This is a genomic window from Pseudomonas sp. S1(2024), from assembly GCF_046557535.1.
Genome location: NZ_JBKGFP010000043.1, coordinates 1 through 18,697, shown reverse-complemented (window position 1 = coordinate 18,697; position 18,697 = coordinate 1). Strand labels below are relative to the sequence as shown.

The 18,697-nt window shown below is 62.8% G+C and carries 18 protein-coding genes and 5 tRNA genes; 19 read left to right on the top strand and 4 right to left on the bottom strand.

What is annotated here, in order from left to right; all coding sequences use genetic code 11:
• Window positions 1–120: 120 nt before the first annotated feature.
• Window positions 121–399: a 30S ribosomal protein S20 gene (rpsT, locus tag ACLCGK_RS12180; RefSeq protein ID WP_003247625.1), complete on the bottom strand. Its 279-nt coding sequence runs from the start codon at window positions 397–399 to the stop codon at window positions 121–123.
• Window positions 400–649: 250 nt separating this feature from the next.
• On the opposite strand from rpsT, the gene murJ reads away from it, so the two are divergent.
• From murJ to ispH, 6 genes are all read left to right on the top strand, one after another.
• Window positions 650–2,188, top strand: coding sequence for a murein biosynthesis integral membrane protein MurJ (gene murJ / locus ACLCGK_RS12175; RefSeq protein ID WP_410952075.1), 1,539 nt, complete (start codon window positions 650–652; stop codon window positions 2,186–2,188).
• A 118-nt stretch (window positions 2,189–2,306) separates the two neighbouring features.
• Window positions 2,307–3,257 (top strand): bifunctional riboflavin kinase/FAD synthetase, encoded by a 951-nt coding sequence (gene ribF, locus ACLCGK_RS12170; RefSeq protein ID WP_410952074.1) that lies wholly within the window; start codon window positions 2,307–2,309, stop codon window positions 3,255–3,257.
• A complete protein-coding gene (gene ileS, locus ACLCGK_RS12165) occupies window positions 3,254–6,085 on the top strand; it encodes an isoleucine--tRNA ligase (RefSeq protein ID WP_015268847.1) in 2,832 nt (943 codons plus the stop codon). The genes ribF and ileS overlap by 4 nt, the downstream gene beginning before the upstream one ends.
• Window positions 6,078–6,593 carry a signal peptidase II gene (gene lspA, locus ACLCGK_RS12160; RefSeq protein WP_025337596.1) on the top strand — a complete coding sequence of 172 codons (516 nt, stop codon included), beginning with the start codon at window positions 6,078–6,080 and terminating at the stop codon, window positions 6,591–6,593. The genes ileS and lspA overlap by 8 nt, the downstream gene beginning before the upstream one ends.
• Window positions 6,586–7,023, top strand: coding sequence for an FKBP-type peptidyl-prolyl cis-trans isomerase (gene fkpB / locus ACLCGK_RS12155; protein WP_003258215.1), 438 nt, complete (start codon window positions 6,586–6,588; stop codon window positions 7,021–7,023). The genes lspA and fkpB overlap by 8 nt, the downstream gene beginning before the upstream one ends.
• A 14-nt stretch (window positions 7,024–7,037) precedes the next feature.
• Window positions 7,038–7,985: a 4-hydroxy-3-methylbut-2-enyl diphosphate reductase gene (gene ispH / locus ACLCGK_RS12150; protein WP_023660620.1), complete on the top strand. Its 948-nt coding sequence runs from the start codon at window positions 7,038–7,040 to the stop codon at window positions 7,983–7,985.
• Window positions 7,986–8,117: 132 nt separating this feature from the next.
• On the opposite strand, the gene ACLCGK_RS12145 is transcribed toward ispH, so the two are convergent.
• Window positions 8,118–8,633, bottom strand: coding sequence for a GspH/FimT family pseudopilin (locus ACLCGK_RS12145; protein WP_410952073.1), 516 nt, complete (start codon window positions 8,631–8,633; stop codon window positions 8,118–8,120).
• A gap of 109 nt (window positions 8,634–8,742) precedes the next feature.
• On the opposite strand from ACLCGK_RS12145, the gene ACLCGK_RS12140 reads away from it, so the two are divergent.
• The 5 genes from ACLCGK_RS12140 to thiO are packed head-to-tail and all read left to right on the top strand — an operon-like array spanning window position 8,743 to window position 11,570.
• Window positions 8,743–8,925, top strand: a complete 183-nt coding sequence (locus tag ACLCGK_RS12140) for a prepilin-type N-terminal cleavage/methylation domain-containing protein (RefSeq protein WP_075043654.1) — start codon at window positions 8,743–8,745, stop codon at window positions 8,923–8,925.
• Window positions 8,922–9,566, top strand: coding sequence for a PilW family protein (locus ACLCGK_RS12135; RefSeq protein ID WP_410952072.1), 645 nt, complete (start codon window positions 8,922–8,924; stop codon window positions 9,564–9,566). Before ACLCGK_RS12140 ends, ACLCGK_RS12135 begins: the two co-directional genes overlap by 4 nt.
• On the top strand, window positions 9,563–10,027 hold the full coding sequence (locus ACLCGK_RS12130; RefSeq protein ID WP_039614945.1) for a hypothetical protein: 465 nt from the start codon (window positions 9,563–9,565) through the stop codon (window positions 10,025–10,027). Before ACLCGK_RS12135 ends, ACLCGK_RS12130 begins: the two co-directional genes overlap by 4 nt.
• 1 nt (window position 10,028) lies before the next feature.
• Entirely contained in the window at window positions 10,029–10,418 is a 390-nt protein-coding gene (locus ACLCGK_RS12125) for a type IV pilin protein (protein ID WP_013970758.1), read from the top strand.
• A 54-nt stretch (window positions 10,419–10,472) separates the two neighbouring features.
• Window positions 10,473–11,570 carry a glycine oxidase ThiO gene (thiO, locus tag ACLCGK_RS12120; protein ID WP_410952071.1) on the top strand — a complete coding sequence of 366 codons (1,098 nt, stop codon included), beginning with the start codon at window positions 10,473–10,475 and terminating at the stop codon, window positions 11,568–11,570.
• A gap of 115 nt (window positions 11,571–11,685) precedes the next feature.
• Here thiO and ACLCGK_RS12115 read toward each other — a convergent pair whose 3' ends face one another.
• Entirely contained in the window at window positions 11,686–11,916 is a 231-nt protein-coding gene (locus ACLCGK_RS12115) for a PP0621 family protein (protein WP_410952070.1), read from the bottom strand.
• A gap of 94 nt (window positions 11,917–12,010) precedes the next feature.
• The gene (locus ACLCGK_RS12110; protein WP_013970761.1) at window positions 12,011–13,030 is read right to left on the bottom strand and encodes an outer membrane protein assembly factor BamD; all 1,020 of its coding nucleotides are present in this window, start codon (window positions 13,028–13,030) and stop codon (window positions 12,011–12,013) included.
• Window positions 13,031–13,177: 147 nt separating this feature from the next.
• On the opposite strand from ACLCGK_RS12110, the gene rluD reads away from it, so the two are divergent.
• The 8 genes from rluD (at window position 13,178) to ACLCGK_RS12070 (ending at window position 18,557) form a co-directional block, all read left to right on the top strand.
• Window positions 13,178–14,140, top strand: coding sequence for a 23S rRNA pseudouridine(1911/1915/1917) synthase RluD (gene rluD / locus ACLCGK_RS12105; protein ID WP_025337605.1), 963 nt, complete (start codon window positions 13,178–13,180; stop codon window positions 14,138–14,140).
• A complete protein-coding gene (pgeF, locus tag ACLCGK_RS12100) occupies window positions 14,137–14,877 on the top strand; it encodes a peptidoglycan editing factor PgeF (protein WP_100413058.1) in 741 nt (246 codons plus the stop codon). Before rluD ends, pgeF begins: the two co-directional genes overlap by 4 nt.
• 240 nt (window positions 14,878–15,117) lie before the next feature.
• Window positions 15,118–17,682, top strand: a complete 2,565-nt coding sequence (clpB, locus tag ACLCGK_RS12095) for an ATP-dependent chaperone ClpB (RefSeq protein ID WP_015268858.1) — start codon at window positions 15,118–15,120, stop codon at window positions 17,680–17,682.
• A gap of 431 nt (window positions 17,683–18,113) precedes the next feature.
• Window positions 18,114–18,189: transfer RNA gene (locus ACLCGK_RS12090), tRNA-Asn, on the top strand.
• Window positions 18,190–18,193: 4 nt separating this feature from the next.
• Window positions 18,194–18,270, top strand: a tRNA-Pro gene (locus tag ACLCGK_RS12085).
• 6 nt (window positions 18,271–18,276) lie between these two features.
• A tRNA-Lys gene (locus ACLCGK_RS12080) sits at window positions 18,277–18,352 on the top strand.
• Window positions 18,353–18,399: 47 nt separating this feature from the next.
• Window positions 18,400–18,476: transfer RNA gene (locus ACLCGK_RS12075), tRNA-Pro, on the top strand.
• Between the two features lie 5 nt (window positions 18,477–18,481).
• Window positions 18,482–18,557 (top strand) — tRNA-Lys (locus ACLCGK_RS12070).
• Window positions 18,558–18,697: the final 140 nt, after the last annotated feature.

Here is an 18,697-nt window from a genome sequence, read left to right as displayed (position 1 = left end):
CCGCTCCTACAAAAGCGGATCAGCGATGTTGCATAGGTCGCAGCAGCGGGCCGGCGATGTGCACAAATCGCAGGCAACAAAAAACCGACCCTAGGGTCGGTTTTTCGACTAGCGCGTCGCTTAGGCAGCTGCAGCTTCTTTCAGCGCCTTGATGTGGCCATTCAGACGGCCTTTGTGACGAGCAGCCTTGTTCTTGTGGATGATGCCCTTGTCGGCCATACGGTCGATTACAGGCACAGCCAGAACGTAAGCGGCTTGCGCTTTTTCGGCGTCTTTTGCGTCGATGGCCTTGACTACATTCTTGATGTAGGTGCGGACCATGGAACGCAGGCTGGCGTTGTGGCTGCGACGCTTCTCAGCCTGTTTTGCACGTTTCTTGGCGGAAGGTGTGTTGGCCACCGTCGAGCTCCTCGAAAGACTTTAGGTAAATAGCAAACAAAATAGGCCGCGAATCATGCCGATCAGTCGAACGGATGTCAAGGCCACCTGCAAGGTTCCGCCGAGCGGTGCGCCAACAAGAGGGAAATATTCCTTTCTGCTGCGCGACCTGTAAACTCGGGAATTTTTGGCTCCCCTGCGAAGGCGCGGGAGTATCGCACATTCGGACGCTGTCTGGCAGCGTCCTCTGCCCTTGGCGTGAATCTTTTCGATGAACCTGCTCAAATCCCTGGCTGCGGTAAGCTCGATCACCATGATTTCGCGGGTGCTGGGCTTTGTCCGCGACACCATCCTGGCGCGTGTTTTCGGTGCCGGCATCGCCACCGATGCCTTCTTCATCGCCTTCAAGCTGCCCAACCTGCTGCGGCGCATCTTCGCCGAGGGCGCGTTTTCCCAGGCCTTCGTGCCGATCCTGGCCGAATACAAGACCCAGCAAGGCGAGGAGGCGACCCGCACCTTCGTCGCCTATGTCAGTGGCCTGCTGACCTTGGTTCTGGCGCTGGTGACCGCCATCGGCATCCTGGCGGCGCCATGGGTAGTGTGGGCGACCGCACCAGGCTTTGTCGACAGTGCCGAAAAGTACGAACTGACCAGCGCCCTGTTGCGGGTGACTTTTCCTTATATATTGCTGATCTCGCTGTCCTCCCTGGCCGGGGCAATCCTCAATACCTGGAACCGTTTCTCGGTGCCGGCCTTTACCCCGACCTTGCTGAATGTGGCGATGATTGCCTTCGCCGTGCTGCTCACGCCGTATTTCGACCCGCCCATCATGGCCCTGGCATGGGGCGTGCTGGCCGGAGGCCTGGCACAGTTGCTGTACCAGCTGCCAGCGCTGAAGAAGATCGGCATGCTCGTGCTGCCGCGCCTGAACCTGCGTGATACCGGCGTGTGGCGGGTGCTCAAGCAGATGCTGCCAGCGATCCTCGGAGTGTCGGTGAGCCAGATCTCGCTGATCATCAACACCATCTTCGCCTCCTTCCTGGTAGCCGGCTCGGTGTCGTGGATGTACTACGCCGACCGCCTCATGGAGCTGCCTTCCGGCGTACTGGGCGTGGCCCTGGGCACCATACTGCTGCCGACCCTGGCCAAGACCTACGCCAACAAGGACCGCGAGGAGTACTCACGGATCCTCGACTGGGGCTTGCGCCTGTGTTTCCTGCTGGTGCTGCCCTGCACCCTGGCCCTGGCCATCCTCGCCGAGCCTTTGACCGTGGCGCTGTTCCAGTACGGCAAGTTCACTGCCGTCGACGCAGCCATGACCCAGAAGGCGCTGATCGCCTATTCGGTGGGCTTGCTGGCGATCATTCTGGTCAAGGTACTGGCACCGGGCTTCTATGCGCAGCAGAATATCCGTACACCGGTGAAGATCGCGGTATTCACCCTGGTCTGCACCCAACTGTTCAACCTGGTCCTGATCGGGCCGCTCGCGCATGCCGGCCTGGCCCTGGCGATCAGCCTGGGGGCCTGCCTGAACGCCGGCCTGCTGTTCTGGAAACTGCGCAGTCAGCAGCTGTTTCAGCCGCAACCAGGCTGGGCGATATTCCTGCTCAAGCTGTTGCTGGCGGTGGGGCTGATGTCGGCGGTGTTGCTGGCCGGCATGCATTATCTGCCAGCCTGGGAACAGGGCAACATGCTCGAGCGCCTGGTGCGCCTGGGGGCTCTGGTACTGGCGGGCGTCGTGACCTATTTCGGCTGCCTGTACCTGTGCGGCTTCCGGCCTCGGCATTTCGCCCGCAAGGCCTTGCACTGAGGCATCGGGCGGGTCAGGCGTCGGTTTTTCGCATTCCACGCCGCCCTTGGGCGCTGCTGCCTGTCACCGGCGCCCGGGTGTGGTTATAATCGGCCACTTTATGAGCAAGAAGCGCGTTATGCAGCTGGTTCGAGGTCTTCACAACCTGCGCCCCGAGCACCGGGGCTGTGTCGCCACCATTGGCAACTTCGACGGGGTTCACCGCGGCCACCAGGCTATCCTGGCGCGCCTGCGCGAGCGCGGCCACGCCTTGGGCCTGCCGACCTGCGTGGTCATCTTCGAACCGCAACCACGCGAGTATTTCGCCCCCGACACCGCGCCGGCCCGCCTGGCCCGGCTGCGCGACAAGATCGAGCTGCTGGCGGCCGAGGGTATCGACCGGGTGCTGTGCCTGGCATTCAACCAGCGCCTGAGCAAGCTCGGCGCCGATGCCTTCGTCAAGGCCATCCTGGTCGACGGCCTGGGTGTACGCCACCTCGAAGTGGGCGATGACTTCCGTTTCGGCTGCGACCGCGCCGGCGACTTCGCCTTCCTGGTCGAGGCCGGCAAGCAGTACGGCTTCACCGTCGAGGCTGCCAACACGGTGATCCAGGACGGCCTGCGGGTCAGCAGCACCGAAGTACGCAAGGCCCTGTCCGAAGGCAACTTCGAGCTGGCCGAGCACCTGCTGGGCCGCCCGTACCGCATCAGCGGCCGCGTGCTGCATGGCCAGAAGCTGGCCCGCCAGCTCGGCACACCTACCGCCAACATCCAGCTCAAGCGCCGCCGCGTGCCGCTGTCCGGGGTCTACCTGGCCAGCATAGAAATCGACGGCAAGGCCTGGCCGGGTGTCGGCAATATCGGCGTGCGCCCCACCGTTGCCGGTGACGGGCGCCCGCACCTGGAGATTCATCTGCTGGACTATGCCGGCGACCTTTACGGCCGGCGCCTGACGGTGGAGTTCCACCACAAGCTGCGAGAAGAGCAGCGATTCGCCTCCCTGGAGGCGCTGAAGTCGGCGATCGATGCGGATATCGCCGCCGCACGTGCACATTGGCACGCTCAACCGCTAACGAAGAGCCTGAAATGACCGACTACAAAGCCACGCTTAACCTTCCGGACACCGCCTTCCCCATGAAGGCCGGCCTGCCTCAGCGCGAACCGCAGATCCTGCAGCGCTGGGACAGCATTGGCCTGTACCAGAAGCTGCGCGAAATTGGCAAGGATCGTCCCAAGTTCGTCCTGCACGACGGCCCGCCCTATGCCAACGGCAAGATTCACATCGGTCATGCGCTGAACAAGATCCTCAAGGACATGATCGTCCGTTCCAAGACCCTGGCCGGCTTCGATGCGCCGTATGTGCCGGGCTGGGACTGCCATGGCCTGCCGATCGAGCACAAGGTCGAGGTCACCCACGGCAAGCACCTGTCCGCCGACCGCACTCGCGAGCTGTGCCGCGAGTACGCCGCCGAGCAGATCGAGGGGCAGAAGACCGAGTTCATCCGCCTGGGCGTGCTGGGTGACTGGGACAACCCGTACAAGACCATGAACTTTGCCAACGAGGCCGGCGAAATCCGCGCCCTGGCCGAGATGGTCAAGCAAGGCTTCGTGTTCAAGGGCCTGAAGCCTGTGAACTGGTGCTTCGATTGCGGTTCGGCCCTGGCCGAGGCCGAAGTCGAGTACGCCGACAAGAAATCGCAGACCATCGACGTTGCCTTCCCGGTAGCCGATGACGCCAAGCTGGCTACTGCCTTCGGTCTGGCTTCGCTGGCCAAGCCGGCTGCCATCGTGATCTGGACCACCACCCCGTGGACCATCCCGGCCAACCAGGCGCTGAACATCCACCCGGAGTTCAAGTACGCCCTGGTCGACACCGGCGAGCGTCTGCTGGTTCTGGCCGAAGAGCTGGTCGAGTCGTGCCTCAAGCGCTACAGCCTGGAAGGCTCGGTCATCGCCACCGCCCAGGGTTCGGCACTGGAACTGATCAACTTCCGCCACCCGTTCTACGACCGCCTGTCGCCAATCTACCTGGCTGACTACGTCGAACTGGGCGCCGGTACCGGCGTGGTGCACTCCTCGCCAGCCTACGGTGAAGACGACTTCGTTACCTGCAAGCGCTACGGCATGGTCAACGACGACATCCTCACCCCGGTGCAGAGCAACGGCGTGTATGTGGACTCGCTGCCATTCTTCGGCGGCCAGTTCATCTGGAAGGCCAACCCGGCCATCGTCGAGAAGCTGAGCGAAGTCGGCGCGCTGATGCACACCGAAACCATCAGCCACAGCTACATGCACTGCTGGCGCCACAAGACCCCGCTGATCTACCGCGCCACCGCGCAGTGGTTCGTGGGTATGGACAAGCAGCCGACCACCGGCGAGCCGCTGCGTGAGCGCGCACTTAAAGCCATCGAAGACACCAAGTTCGTCCCGGCCTGGGGCCAGGCGCGCCTGCATTCGATGATCGCCAACCGCCCGGACTGGTGCATCTCCCGTCAGCGCAACTGGGGTGTACCGATCCCGTTCTTCCTGCACAAGCAGACCGGCGAGCTGCACCCACGCACCGTCGAGCTGATGGAAGCAGTGGCCAAGCGCGTCGAACAGGAAGGCATCGAGGCCTGGTTCAAGCTGGACGCCGCCGAACTGCTGGGCGCTGAAGCCGAGCAGTACGACAAGATTACCGACACCCTCGACGTGTGGTTCGACTCGGGTACCACCCACTGGCACGTGCTGCGTGGCTCGCATGACATTGGCCACGCCACCGGCCCGCGTGCCGACCTGTATCTGGAAGGTTCCGACCAGCACCGCGGCTGGTTCCACTCGTCCTTGCTGACCGGTTGCGCCATCGACGGCCACGCGCCGTACCGCGAGCTGCTGACCCACGGCTTCACCGTGGACGAGAACGGCCGCAAGATGTCCAAGTCGCTGGGCAACACCATCGAGCCGGAGAAGGTCAACAACACCCTGGGTGCCGATATCCTGCGCCTGTGGGTTGCCGCTACCGACTATTCCGGTGAAATGGCCGTTTCCGAGCAGATCCTGCAGCGCAGCGCCGACGCCTACCGCCGTATCCGCAACACTGCACGCTTCCTGCTCTCCAACCTGTCCGGCTTCGACCCGGCCCGCGACCTGCTGGCCCCGGAAGACATGCTGGCGCTGGACCGCTGGGCGGTTGACCGCACCCTGCTGCTGCAACGCGAGCTGGAAGAGCACTACAGCGAGTACCGTTTCTGGAACGTCTACTCCAAGGTGCACAACTTCTGCGTGCAGGAACTGGGCGGCTTCTACCTCGACATCATCAAGGACCGCCAGTACACCACCGGCGCCAACAGTGTCGCTCGCCGCTCCTGCCAGACCGCGCTCTACCACATCAGCGAGGCGCTGGTGCGCTGGATCGCGCCGATCCTGGCGTTTACCGCCGACGAAATCTGGCAGTACCTGCCAGGCGAGCGCAACGAGTCGGTAATGCTCAACGGCTGGTACGAGGGCCTGAGCGAGCTGCCGGAAGGTACCGAACTGGACCGCGCCTACTGGGACCGCGTGATGGCCGTCAAGGCATCGGTCAACAAGGAGCTGGAAAACCAGCGTACCGCCAAGGTCATCGGCGGCAACCTGCAGGCCGAAGTCACCCTGTACGCCGACGAAGGCCTGAGCGCCGACCTGGGCAAGCTGGGCGACGAACTGCGCTTCGTGCTGATCACCTCGGCTGCCAGCGTGGTGCCATTCGCGCAAGCGCCGGCCGAAGCGGTGGCCACCGAAGTCGAAGGCCTCAAGCTGCAAGTGGTCAAGTCCGGCCACACCAAGTGCGGCCGTTGCTGGCACTTCCGCGCCGACGTCGGCAGCCACCCGGAGCACCCGGAAATCTGCGGCCGTTGCGTCGACAACCTGAGCGGTTCCGGCGAGGTGCGCCACTATGCCTAACCCTGCAGCGGGGCGCTTCGGGCGCCTTGCATGGCTTTGGCTGAGCCTGGTGGTACTGGTCCTCGACCAGGCCACCAAGCTGTATTTCAACAATGCCCTGACCATGTACCAGCAGGTTGTCGTCATCCCTGACTACTTCAGCTGGACCCTGGCCTACAACACGGGCGCGGCGTTCAGCTTCCTGGCTGAAAGCTCCGGCTGGCAGCGCTGGCTGTTCGCCCTGATCGCCGTGGTGGTCAGTGCCGTGCTGGTAGTGTGGCTCAAGCGCCTGGGGCGCAACGAGACCTGGCTGGCCGTGGCGCTGGCGCTGGTGCTGGGTGGCGCGATCGGCAACCTGTACGACCGCGTCGTGCTCGGCCATGTGGTCGACTTCATCCTGGTGCACTGGCAGAACCGCCATTACTTCCCGGCCTTCAACCTGGCCGACAGCGCCATCACCGTTGGTGCGGTGATGCTGGCGCTGGATATGTTCAAGAGCAAGAAGTCCGAGGATCCGGTCCATGACTGACACCCGTATCGGCCAGAACACCGAAGTCACCCTGCACTTCGCGCTGCACCTGGAAAACGGCGACACCGTCGACAGCACGTTCGACAAGGCCCCGGCCACCTTCAAGGTTGGCGATGGCAACCTGCTGCCAGGGTTCGAGAACGCCCTGTTCGGCTTCAAGGGCGGCGACAAGCGTACCGTCGTGGTGGCCCCGGAGAACGCATTCGGCCAGCCAAACCCGCAGAACGTGCAAGTCATGCCGCGGTCCCAGTTCGAGGGCATGGAGTTGTCCGAAGGGCTGTTGATCATCTTCAACGACGCCGCCAACACCGAGCTGCCGGGTGTGGTCAAAGCGTTCGATGACGACCAGGTGACCATCGACTTCAATCACCCATTGGCTGGCAAGACCCTGACCTTCGAGGTGGAGATCCTCGAGGTGAAGGCCCTGTAAGCCTGGAGCCGAGCATGCAAATCAAACTCGCCAACCCTCGCGGCTTCTGCGCGGGGGTCGACCGGGCGATCGAGATCGTCAACCGCGCGCTGGAAGTCTTCGGCCCGCCGATCTATGTGCGTCACGAAGTGGTGCACAACAAGTTCGTGGTGGAAGACCTGCGCAACCGTGGCGCCATCTTCGTCGAAGAGCTGGACCAGGTACCGGACGACGTCATCGTCATCTTCAGTGCCCACGGGGTTTCCCAGGCCGTGCGCCAGGAAGCTGCTGGCCGTGGCCTGAAAGTGTTCGATGCCACCTGCCCGCTGGTGACCAAGGTGCACATCGAAGTGGCCAAGTACAGCCGCGACGGCCGTGAGTGCATTCTCATCGGCCACGAAGGGCATCCGGAAGTCGAAGGCACCATGGGCCAGTACGACGCCAGCAACGGTGGCGCCATCTACCTCGTCGAAGACGAGGAGGATGTTGCCAACCTGCAGGTGAAGGACCCGGACCACCTGGCGTTCGTCACCCAAACCACGCTGTCGATGGACGACACCAGCCGCGTGATCGACGCCCTGCGTGCGCGCTTCCCGAACATTGGCGGCCCGCGCAAGGACGACATCTGCTACGCCACCCAGAACCGCCAAGACGCGGTCAAGCAACTGGCGGACGAGTGCGACGTGGTACTGGTGGTTGGCAGCCCGAACAGCTCCAACTCCAACCGCCTGCGCGAGCTGGCCGAGCGCATGGGCACCCCGGCCTACCTGATCGACGGTGCCGAGGACCTGCAGCGTGGCTGGTTCGACCAGACGGCGCGGGTCGGCATCACCGCTGGCGCTTCGGCTCCCGAAGTGCTGGTGCGTGGCGTGATCGAGCAGCTCAAGGCCTGGGGCGCCAGCGGTGCTGAAGAGCTGGATGGGCGGGAAGAGAACATCACCTTCTCCATGCCCAAGGAACTGCGGGTTCGGTCGCTGATCTGACCGCAGTTTGCGCGATCCCCTGCAGGAGCGGCCTTGTGTCGCGAACGGGCTGCAAAGCAGCCTCAGGATTTCAGCGTTAGAGCTGATATTGCCGGGGCCGCTTTGCGGCCCTTTCGCGACACAAGGCCGCTCCTACATTGACCGCGCTGATCTGCTAGTGGTGTCTTTGCATCGGGATTTTTTTGGCTCTCCCATCTGTACCTTGACCCTGCCAGTCGATGCCATCACCACTTGATACTGGCTAGTTGCGGTCAAGCGCTCGCAAATCTCCATCGTTGAACCTAACCAATTACCGTTGGCCCCAAGCGGAACACCCTGCGCACTGAATTTCAGCTGCTCACCGCGATTGCTCGTGATCTTCAGCGGCCGTGAAAGACGCTGCTCGCGCAGCACCTGCCCGTTATGCTCCAGCATCACCTGCCAACCATTCCCCCAGTTACCGTCCAACGCCTGCACCAGCACCGGCTGGCTTTGCAACATGGCATGGCTGCGCGCACTGCGCAGTGCCTGCGCCAAGTCACGCGCAGCTGCCGCCCTGTGTAGGTCGTCGCTCAATCTGGCGTAGGCCGGCATGCCGAGCTGTGTCAGCAATACGGCCACCGCCAGGGCCGACAACATTTGTATCAGTGTTACACCTCGTTGCTTCACCGTGCATTCCTCCCTGGAAGTGCTTGGCTGTAGCTTCACGGTCGTTGGACCGGCGGTCCAGTCGCCCGGGTTCAATGCAATTGCAGGAAAAGTCGCAGGAGGTGCAGGGATGCACGCAAGACAACGGGGCATGACGCTTCTGGAAGTGTTGTTGGCGGTGGGTGTGGTGGCCGTGGGTATGTTCGCAGCGGCAGGCCTGCAACTGCAGGCATTGCAGGCTGCGGAGGACGCGCGCCGCGATGGGAAGGCGGCAATGGCGGCGCACAGTGAGCATGAAAGGGGGCGGCCATGAGTCGCGGCCAGCGTGGTTTCGGCTTGCTTGAGGTGATGCTGGCGCTGACCATCGGGTTGCTGCTGTTGGCGGCGGCCAGCCAGCTATTCGCCTCGGCCCACCATACCTGGCGGCTGCAAAGCACGGCAGTACGCATGCAGGATGAGGCACGCCTGGCATTGCTGCGAATGGCCCAGGATATCCGCATGACCGGGATGTTCGGCTGCCTGCGACTGCGGCCAAAGCACTTCGGCAGTTCGAGCGCAGAGCACGCATTCGCCCGGCCGATGGAAGTCGAAGCATCCACCCTTAGCCTGGTCGTTGCGGAGTTACCTGGGCAAGCCGGGGGCCCGCAGTGGTTCCTGCACACGGACTGTACTAGCAAAGTGTCTGTGGACGATGAGTTGAAGGAGGGCTACCCACAGGTTTACCCCATCAGCAAATATGTCTACCAACTCCAGGGCAATACGCTGAAATTCAAACGCAACAAAAGCAACTTCCAGCCGCTGGTTGAAAATGTGCGCTCAATACGTTTCCAGCGTGTGCAAATGGCACAGGGTGAGGGGGTGGATATTGCCCTGACGCTTTACGAACCCACGCTCGAACTTGAACAGCACCATGAACTGAGCGTCGCAATCCGCAACCCGGTGCCGGCCTCATGAATCGTCAGCGTGGCATAGTCCTGTTGTTGGCCTTGGTCCTGAGCCTGCTGCTTGGGCTGCTTGCGGCGTCCGCCCTGCGTGATGCGCTGGCGCAAACGCGAATGACCGGCTATCTGAGCGAAGGCCTGCTGGCGCTGGAGCAGGCCGAGGCCACGCTGCTGGCAGGGGCAGGCGAGCTCGAGCGGGCTCCCCCCGACCCTTGCGAGGCGTGCCCGCCACCCGCTCGACCGCATGACCTGAGCGGGCAGTGGCAGCGTACGCGAACCGGCTATTTCCATTTGCAGAATCTAGGTACCAGCGAACACGCGGCGCATATGCCGGAAGGGCAGCAGGTCACCCTGTACCGCGTCACCGCCGTCAGCCTGCAAACCCAGTCGCGGCATGTGCTGGAAGCGGTCTACGCCATGGCCGGCGACACAACCCGGCGCATTGCCTGGCGGCAGAGATTGCGAGGAGACTGACATGCAGCAAGGCTTGAGCCTGATCGAGTTGTTGATTGTGCTGGCCGTGACCGGCATTCTGGCAGCCATTGCCTACCCCAGTTACAGCGACCAGCTACGGCGAGCCGCGCGCAGCGAAGTGGTTGGCCTGCTGCATGATGCCGCCCTGCGCCTGGAGCGCCACCGCGTACGCACTGGCCAATACGCCGAGGGCGACCCGGCGTTGCCCGACGGTACCCGCTATTACAGCCTGCAGGCCCAGCGCGACAGCGACACCTTCACGCTGCGCGCCCGGCGGCTGCCGAGCGGGCTGATGGCGCAGGACCGCTGTGGCGATTTCCAGCTCGACCAGGCCGGCGTGCAGCGCAATCCGGGTGCCGTCGAGGACAGCGTGCACTGCTGGGGAAGCTGAAGATTGAATGATGCCCGGTGCATCGCGGATTTACTTCAGGTGTTGGATCGACAGATGAACAAGCAAGTAGTGGTGGTCGGCGGCGGGGTGATCGGCCTGCTGACGGCATTCAACCTGGCGGCGAAGGTCGGGCAGGTGGTGGTGTGTGATCAGGGTGAAGTCGGCCGCGAATCGTCGTGGGCCGGCGGCGGTATCGTCTCGCCACTATACCCGTGGCGCTACAGCCCGGCCGTGACCGCCCTGGCACACTGGTCGCAAGACTTTTATCCACAGCTGGGCGAGCGTTTGTTCGCCAGCACCGGCGTCGACCCCGAAGTGCACACCACCGGCCTGTACTGGCTCGACCTGGACGACGAGGCCGAAGCGCTGGCCTGGGCCGAGCGTGAGCAGCGGCCGCTGAGTGCCGTGGATATTTCGGCGGCCTATGACGCGGTGCCGGTGCTGGGCCCGGGCTTCAAGCGTGCCATCTACATGGCCGGCGTGGCCAACGTGCGCAACCCGCGCCTGGTGAAGTCGCTCAAGGCGGCGTTGCTGGCGTTGCCCAACGTGACCTTGCGTGAGTACTGCCAGGTTACCGGTTTTGTCCAGCAAGGCGGTCGCGTGACCGGGGTGCAGACGGCAGACGGCGTTCTGGCGGCGGATGAGGTGGTGCTCAGTGCTGGCGCGTGGAGTGGCGACCTGCTGCGTACGCTCGGCCTGGAGTTGCCTGTGGAACCGGTGAAGGGCCAGATGATTCTGTTCAAATGTGCCGAAGACTTCCTGCCGAGCATGGTGTTGGCCAAGGGGCGCTATGCGATCCCGCGGCGCGACGGGCATATTCTGGTGGGTAGCACGCTGGAGCATGCCGGGTACGACAAGACGCCGACCAAGGAGGCGTTGGAGAGCCTGAAGGCCTCGGCGGTGGAATTGTTGCCTGAGCTCGAGGGGGCCACGGTGGTGGCGCATTGGGCCGGGCTGCGGCCGGGGTCGCCGGAAGGTATTCCGTACATCGGGCCGGTGCCGGGGCATGCGGGGCTGTGGTTGAACTGCGGGCATTACCGCAACGGGCTGGTGCTGGCGCCGGCTTCGTGCCAGCTGTTTACCGACCTGTTGACCGGGGCAGAACCGATCATTGACCCGGCGCCGTATGCGCCAGCCGGGCGGTTGAGCTGACATTGCCGGGGCCGCTTTGCGGCCCTTTTGCGCCCCAATACCGCTCCGACCGGGCCTGCTTACTTCATGTAGAGTGGCCTTGTGTCGCGAAAGGGCTGCAAAGCAGCCCCAGTTTCTAACGGGATTGCCCCGGCCCTTGCTGCAGGTGTGCCTGGCTGCAATACCACTCGTTGCCCTGCTGCAGCGCCCGGTCATTGGGCAGGTGTACGCCGCAATGGGCGCAGCGCACCATCTTCAGCGGCGCATCCAGCTTGGCCTCGGGGTGCGACTGTTGGCTGGCTTTGAACCTGCGCCACAGCCAGAACGCGGCGGCGATCAGGGCGATCCAGAAAAGTAGGCGAACCATGGTGTCCAGCTTGTCGGTTGAAGAAGCCGACAGTCTAGGACGCGGCCAATAAAAAAGGGAGGCCCAGGGCCTCCCTTTCATGTACCGCTACGTATCAGTCGAACAGACCAAAGGTCATGTAGCTGAACCAGGAACGGTCCTTCTCGGCTTCCTTCGGCCCTTCCGGCACGATCGGGTCACCGTTCTCGTCAGTTGGCAGCAGCTCACGCGGCATCTCGTCACGTGCATCCTGGAACTGCTTGACCACGTCCTGGTTGGCGCGGGTTTCACCCGGTGGCAGCGGGGTTTCGGTTTCGATCAGGCCCAGGGTCGCCTTGGACAGCCAGCCGCGGCCGTCAGACTCGGTCTGCTTTGGCTGGAACTCGCCATCTACCAGGCTCGGGTGGTCCGGGTAGTTGAGCTTGAGGGTTTCCAGGCTGGTGGCGGCCAGTTCGTCCAGGTGCATCTTCTGGTACGCCTCGACCATCACCGCCAGGCCGTCGCCGACCGATGGGGTTTCCTGGAAGTTCTCTACCACGTAGCGGCCACGGTTGGCAGCGGCTACATAGGCCTGGCGGCTCAGGTAGTAGTCGGCCACATGGATTTCGTACGACGCCAGCAGGTTGCGCAGGTAGATCATGCGCTGCTTGGCATCGGGGGCGTAGCGGCTGTTGGGGAAGCGGCTGGTCAGCTGGGCGAACTCGTTGTACGAGTCGCGGGCAGCACCCGGGTCACGCTTGGTCATGTCCAGCGGCAGGAAGCGCGCCACCAGGCCACGGTCCTGGTCGAACGAGGTCAGGCCCTTGAGGTAGTAGGCGTAGTCGACGTTCGGGTGCTGCGGGTGCAGGCGGATGAAGCGCTCGGCAGCCGACTTGGCAGCCTCGGGCTCGGAGTTCTTGTAGTTGGCGTAGATCAGCTCGAGCTGCGCCTGGTCGGCATAGCGGCCGAACGGGTAGCGCGACTCCAGGGCCTTGAGCTTGTTCACGGCGCTGGTGTAGCTGGAGTTGTCCAGGTCAGCTTGCGCCTGCTGATACAGCTCGGCCTCGCTGAGGTTCTCGTCAATCACTTCTTTATTGGAGGAACAGGCCGCGGTGAGCCCGAGGATGGCGATCAGCAGCAGGTGTTTCACTTGCATGGCGGCTTGCGTCCCTTTGACGGCCGCTGTCTTGGGCGGTGCCGTCCTGTTATGATGAGCGCCCCGGCCAACCCCGGGACAAAAGAAGTCGTATTTAACCACAAGCTCGCAGCCGAAACCAAAGGCTGTGCGCCCGCCGAATCGAGCATGTCCGAGATCATTCAACTTAGCGCAGAGGTCCCGTCCGAACTGGGCGGTCAACGCCTCGACCAGGTCGCCGCCCAATTGTTCGCCGAGTACTCGCGTTCCCGGCTTACTTCGTGGATCAAAGAAGGCCGCCTGACGGTCGATGGTGCCGTGGTGCGCCCTCGAGACCTCGTCTATGGTGGCTCGCAACTTGTCCTGGAGGCCGAGCAAGAGGCCCAGGGCGAGTGGGTCGCCGAAGATATCGAGCTGGATATCGTCTACGAAGACGACCATATCATGGTGATCAACAAGCCTGCCGGGCTGGTTGTGCACCCGGCCGCCGGGCATGCCAGCGGGACTTTGCTCAATGCACTGCTGCACCACGTGCCTGACATCGTCAACGTACCGCGCGCCGGTATCGTCCACCGCCTGGACAAGGACACCACCGGCCTGATGGTGGTGGCCAAGACCTTGCAGGCGCAGACCCGGCTGGTCGAGCAGATGCAGGCGCGCAAGGTCAGCCGCATCTACGAGTGCATCGTGATTGGCGTGGTCACTGCCGGCGGCAAGATCGATGCCCCGATCGGCCGCCACGGCGGCATGCGCCAGCGCATGGCGGTCACCGACGGCGGCAAGCCGGCGGTCAGCCACTACCGTGTGCTCAAGCGCTTCCGCTCGCACACCCACGTGCGGGTCAAGCTGGAAACCGGCCGTACCCACCAGATTCGCGTGCACATGGCTCACGTTGGCTTCCCGTTGGTCGGCGACCAGACCTACGGCGGGCGCTTCCGCATTCCGCCGGCAGCCAGCCCGACCATGGTCGAGGCGGTGAAAACCTTCCCGCGCCAGGCACTGCATGCGCGCTTCCTGGCATTGGCCCACCCGATTACCGGTGAAGTCATGAAATGGGAATCGCCGCTGCCGGATGACTTCGTCTGGTTGCTGTCGCTGCTGAACCAGGACCGCGAGAGCTTTGTCGGATGAGTGGCCTGACGCAGTCGCTGCTGTTCCCCGACTGGCCGGCCCCGGCCTCGGTGCGCGCCTGTGTCACCACCCGCCAGGGCGGCATCAGCCTGCCGCCCTATGAAACCTTCAACCTTGGCGACCATGTAGGGGACGACCCTGCCGCGGTGGCCGAAAACCGTCGTCGCCTGAGCGACGAATTCGCCATCCAGCCGGCCTGGCTCAAGCAGGTGCATGGGCTGGTGGTGGCAAATGCCGACCCGGCTGTGGTGGCCGAGGCCGACGCCAGCTGGACCGACCAGCCTGGCATTGCCTGCACCGTGATGACTGCCGATTGCCTGCCAGCGCTGTTCTGCGACCGGGCCGGTACCCGTGTGGCGGCCGCGCATGCTGGCTGGCGCGGGCTGGCCGGTGGTGTGCTGGAGGCCACCTTGGATCGCCTGGCACTGCCACCCGAAGAGGTGCTGGTGTGGCTGGGGCCGGCGATTGGCCCACAGGCGTTCGAAGTGGGGCTGGAAGTGCGTGATGCCTTTACTGCGGTGCACCCGGAAGCGGCCCGGGCCTTTGTCGATGGTGCCCGGCCGGGCAAGTTGATGGCCGACATCTATGAGCTGGCGCGTATTCGTTTGGCGGCGCGTGGGGTGACTGCTGTTCATGGCGGTGGCTTGTGCACGGTCAGCGACGAGCGGTTCTTCTCCTATCGCCGTACTCCGCAGGGGGGGCGCTTTGCTTCCCTGGTGTGGCTGGAGCCGCGCTAGCCTGCACCGGCCTTTTCGCGGGCACGCCCGATCCACAGGTTTCAAACATTGCGGATTCCCTGTAGGAGCGGGCATGCCCGCGAATGGCCCAGCACTAATCCAACAGGTTGATCCTGGTCAACCCCGCTACGCTTGAATCTTCCAGAATCAGCCTTATCTATAAGGTCATCTCAGGCAGGTTTCTTCACAAACAGGCGCTGTCCATCGCTCCGACCTGCCCTTTAAAAGGAAGGTACCCCCATGCGAATAGACCGTTTGACCAGCAAGCTGCAGCTTGCGATATCCGATGCCCAATCCCTGGCGGTTGGCATGGATCACCCTGCCATCGAGCCGGTGCACCTGTTGCAGGCATTGCTCGAGCAGCAGGGCGGCTCGATCAAGCCGCTGCTGATGCAGGTAGGCTTCGACATCAACAGCCTGCGCCAGGCACTGGTGAAAGAACTCGACCAGCTGCCGAAAATCCAGAACCCCACCGGCGACGTAAACATGTCGCAGGACCTGGCGCGCCTGCTCAACCAGGCCGACCGCCTGGCCCAGCAGAAGGGCGACCAGTTCATTTCCAGCGAACTTGTGCTGCTGGCTGCCATGGACGAGAACAGCAAGCTCGGCAAGCTGTTGTTGAGCCAGGGCGTGAGCAAGAAGGCCCTGGAAAACGCCATCAACAACCTGCGCGGCGGTGCGGCGGTCAATGACGCCAACGCCGAGGAATCGCGCCAGGCGCTGGACAAGTACACCGTCGACCTGACCAAGCGTGCCGAAGAAGGCAAGCTGGACCCGGTGATTGGCCGTGACGACGAAATTCGCCGTACCGTACAGGTGCTGCAACGCCGTACCAAGAACAACCCGGTGCTGATCGGTGAGCCTGGCGTAGGTAAAACCGCCATCGCCGAAGGCCTGGCCCAGCGCATCATCAATGGTGAAGTGCCGGACGGCCTCAAGGGCAAGCGCCTGCTGGCGCTGGACATGGGCGCGCTGATTGCCGGTGCCAAGTACCGCGGCGAGTTCGAAGAACGCCTCAAAGGCCTGCTGAACGAGCTGTCCAAGCAGGAAGGCCAGATCATCCTGTTCATCGACGAACTGCACACCATGGTCGGCGCCGGCAAGGGCGAGGGCGCCATGGACGCCGGCAACATGCTCAAGCCGGCCCTGGCTCGTGGCGAGCTGCACTGCGTTGGCGCCACCACGCTGAACGAGTACCGCCAGTTCATCGAAAAAGATGCTGCCCTGGAGCGCCGCTTCCAGAAGGTGCTGGTCGAGGAGCCGAGCGAGGAAGACACCATCGCCATCCTGCGTGGCCTGAAAGAGCGCTATGAAGTGCACCACAAGGTGGCCATCACCGACGGCGCCATCATTGCTGCGGCCAAGCTCAGCCACCGCTACATCACCGACCGTCAGCTGCCGGACAAGGCCATTGACCTGATCGACGAAGCGGCCAGCCGCATCCGCATGGAGATCGACTCCAAGCCGGAAGTGCTCGACCGCCTCGACCGTCGCCTGATCCAGCTGAAGGTGGAGTCGCAGGCGCTGAAGAAGGAAGAAGACGAAGCGGCGAAAAAGCGCCTGGAGAAGCTGACCGAGGAAATCGACCGGTTGGAGCGTGAATACGCCGACCTGGAAGAAATCTGGGCCTCCGAGAAGGCTGAGGTGCAGGGCTCGGCGCAGATCCAGCAAAAGATCGAGCAGGCCCGCCAGGAGTTGGAAACTGCCCGTCGTAAAGGCGACCTCAGCCGCATGGCCGAGCTGCAGTACGGGGTGATCCCGGACTTGGAGCGTAGCCTGCAGATGGTCGACCAGCACGGCAAGACCGAAAACCAGTTGCTGCGCAATAAGGTCACCGAGGAAGAAATTGCCGAAGTGGTCTCGAAGTGGACCGGTATCCCGGTGGCCAAGATGCTCGAAGGCGAGCGTGAAAAGCTGCTGAAGATGGAAGAGCTGCTGCACCAGCGTGTGATCGGCCAGAACGAGGCGGTAACCGCCGTGGCCAACGCGGTGCGCCGTTCGCGTGCCGGGCTGTCCGACCCGAACCGGCCGAGTGGTTCGTTCCTGTTCCTCGGCCCGACCGGGGTGGGCAAGACCGAGCTGTGCAAGGCGCTGGCCGAGTTCCTGTTCGACACCGAAGAGGCAATGGTGCGCATCGACATGTCCGAGTTCATGGAGAAGCATTCCGTGGCTCGCCTGATCGGTGCCCCACCAGGCTATGTGGGGTATGAAGAGGGCGGTTACCTGACCGAGGCGGTACGGCGCAAGCCATACTCGGTGGTGCTGCTGGACGAGGTGGAGAAGGCCCACCCGGATGTGTTCAACGTGCTGCTGCAGGTGCTGGAAGACGGCCGCCTGACCGACAGCCACGGGCGCACCGTGGACTTCCGCAACACCGTGATCGTGATGACCTCCAACCTGGGCTCGGCGCAGATCCAGGAACTGGTGGGTGACCGCGAGGCACAGCGTGCGGCGGTGATGGATGCGGTGGGTTCGCACTTCCGTCCGGAATTCATCAACCGTATCGACGAAGTGGTGGTGTTCGAGCCACTGGGCCGCGAGCAGATTGCCGGCATTACCGAAATCCAGCTGGGCCGCCTGCGCAGCCGTCTGCTGGAGCGCGAACTGTCGCTGAGCCTGAGCCCGGAGGCATTGGACAAGCTGATTGCCGTGGGTTACGACCCGGTATACGGCGCACGGCCACTGAAGCGGGCGATCCAGCGCTGGATCGAAAACCCGTTGGCGCAGTTGATCCTGGCAGGCAAGTTCATGCCGGGGACGGCGATTACCGCCAAGGTGGAAGGCGACGAAATCGTCTTCGGCTGATCTGTTTCACCATGAGCCCCGCATCTGCGGGGCTTTTTTTGTCTGTATCTCCCAGGCCTCACACACATTCCGAGGACCGGTGCCGTACCTGTGGGAGCGGGCATGCCCGCGAAGGGGCCCTCACAGCCCCAGCAAATCCGGGCCTTTCCGGCCTTCTGGATAACTAGCTGAAATTTTTGAAATTTTTGCTTGCATCTAAAATCGGGTGCCCCTAATATACGCCGCGTTGTCAGGCACTAAGCGAATCACCAGCAACATCGGTGACCGCAAAACAACTTACAAATCAGTAAGTTGAATGAAAAAAAGTGGTTGACAAGCAAAACGAAGAATGTAGAATAGCCGGCCTCAGCAGCTGCAACGTGAAAGCGGATAGCCAAAGAGACCGAAGCTAACACAAGCTTCGAAGCTGTAAAGATGTACCGAAGTTCAGTTCCGCGATAGCTCAGTCGGTAGAGCAAATGACTGTTAATCATTGGGTCCCTGGTTCGAGTCCAGGTCGCGGAGCCAATCTCGGGGTGTAGCGCAGTCCGGTAGCGCGCCTGCTTTGGGAGCAGGATGTCAGGAGTTCGAATCCCCTCACCCCGACCATTTTCCGGGTCGTTAGCTCAGTTGGTAGAGCAGTTGGCTTTTAACCAATTGGTCGTAGGTTCGAATCCTACACGACCCACCATGTAAAAAGGGCATCTCAAGCGAGATGCCCTTTTTCTTTAAGTATCACGGGGTGTAGCGCAGTCCGGTAGCGCGCCTGCTTTGGGAGCAGGATGTCAGGAGTTCGAATCCCCTCACCCCGACCATTTCCGGGTCGTTAGCTCAGTTGGTAGAGCAGTTGGCTTTTAACCAATTGGTCGTAGGTTCGAATCCTACACGACCCACCATGAAAAAAAGGGCATCTCGCATGAGATGCCCTTTTTTTTTGCCAGAATTTTGGGCCTGCGTTGCAGGCCATCGCGACACAAGGCCGCCCCCCAAAAAAAAAGAGGACGCACAAGCGTTTGTCGGAGCAAATATCTCTTGC

Coding starts and splice junctions, on each gene's coding strand:
- murJ (WP_410952075.1), top strand. CDS start 650: ATGAACCTGCTCAAATCCCTGGCTGCGGTAAGCTCGATCACCATGATT.
- ribF (WP_410952074.1), top strand. CDS start 2,307: ATGCAGCTGGTTCGAGGTCTTCACAACCTGCGCCCCGAGCACCGGGGC.
- ileS (WP_015268847.1), top strand. CDS start 3,254: ATGACCGACTACAAAGCCACGCTTAACCTTCCGGACACCGCCTTCCCC.
- lspA (WP_025337596.1), top strand. CDS start 6,078: ATGCCTAACCCTGCAGCGGGGCGCTTCGGGCGCCTTGCATGGCTTTGG.
- fkpB (WP_003258215.1), top strand. CDS start 6,586: ATGACTGACACCCGTATCGGCCAGAACACCGAAGTCACCCTGCACTTC.
- ispH (WP_023660620.1), top strand. CDS start 7,038: ATGCAAATCAAACTCGCCAACCCTCGCGGCTTCTGCGCGGGGGTCGAC.
- ACLCGK_RS12140 (WP_075043654.1), top strand. CDS start 8,743: ATGCACGCAAGACAACGGGGCATGACGCTTCTGGAAGTGTTGTTGGCG.
- ACLCGK_RS12135 (WP_410952072.1), top strand. CDS start 8,922: ATGAGTCGCGGCCAGCGTGGTTTCGGCTTGCTTGAGGTGATGCTGGCG.
- ACLCGK_RS12130 (WP_039614945.1), top strand. CDS start 9,563: ATGAATCGTCAGCGTGGCATAGTCCTGTTGTTGGCCTTGGTCCTGAGC.
- ACLCGK_RS12125 (WP_013970758.1), top strand. CDS start 10,029: ATGCAGCAAGGCTTGAGCCTGATCGAGTTGTTGATTGTGCTGGCCGTG.
- thiO (WP_410952071.1), top strand. CDS start 10,473: ATGAACAAGCAAGTAGTGGTGGTCGGCGGCGGGGTGATCGGCCTGCTG.
- ACLCGK_RS12115 (WP_410952070.1), bottom strand. CDS start 11,916: ATGGTTCGCCTACTTTTCTGGATCGCCCTGATCGCCGCCGCGTTCTGG.
- ACLCGK_RS12110 (WP_013970761.1), bottom strand. CDS start 13,030: ATGCAAGTGAAACACCTGCTGCTGATCGCCATCCTCGGGCTCACCGCG.
- rluD (WP_025337605.1), top strand. CDS start 13,178: ATGTCCGAGATCATTCAACTTAGCGCAGAGGTCCCGTCCGAACTGGGC.
- pgeF (WP_100413058.1), top strand. CDS start 14,137: ATGAGTGGCCTGACGCAGTCGCTGCTGTTCCCCGACTGGCCGGCCCCG.
- clpB (WP_015268858.1), top strand. CDS start 15,118: ATGCGAATAGACCGTTTGACCAGCAAGCTGCAGCTTGCGATATCCGAT.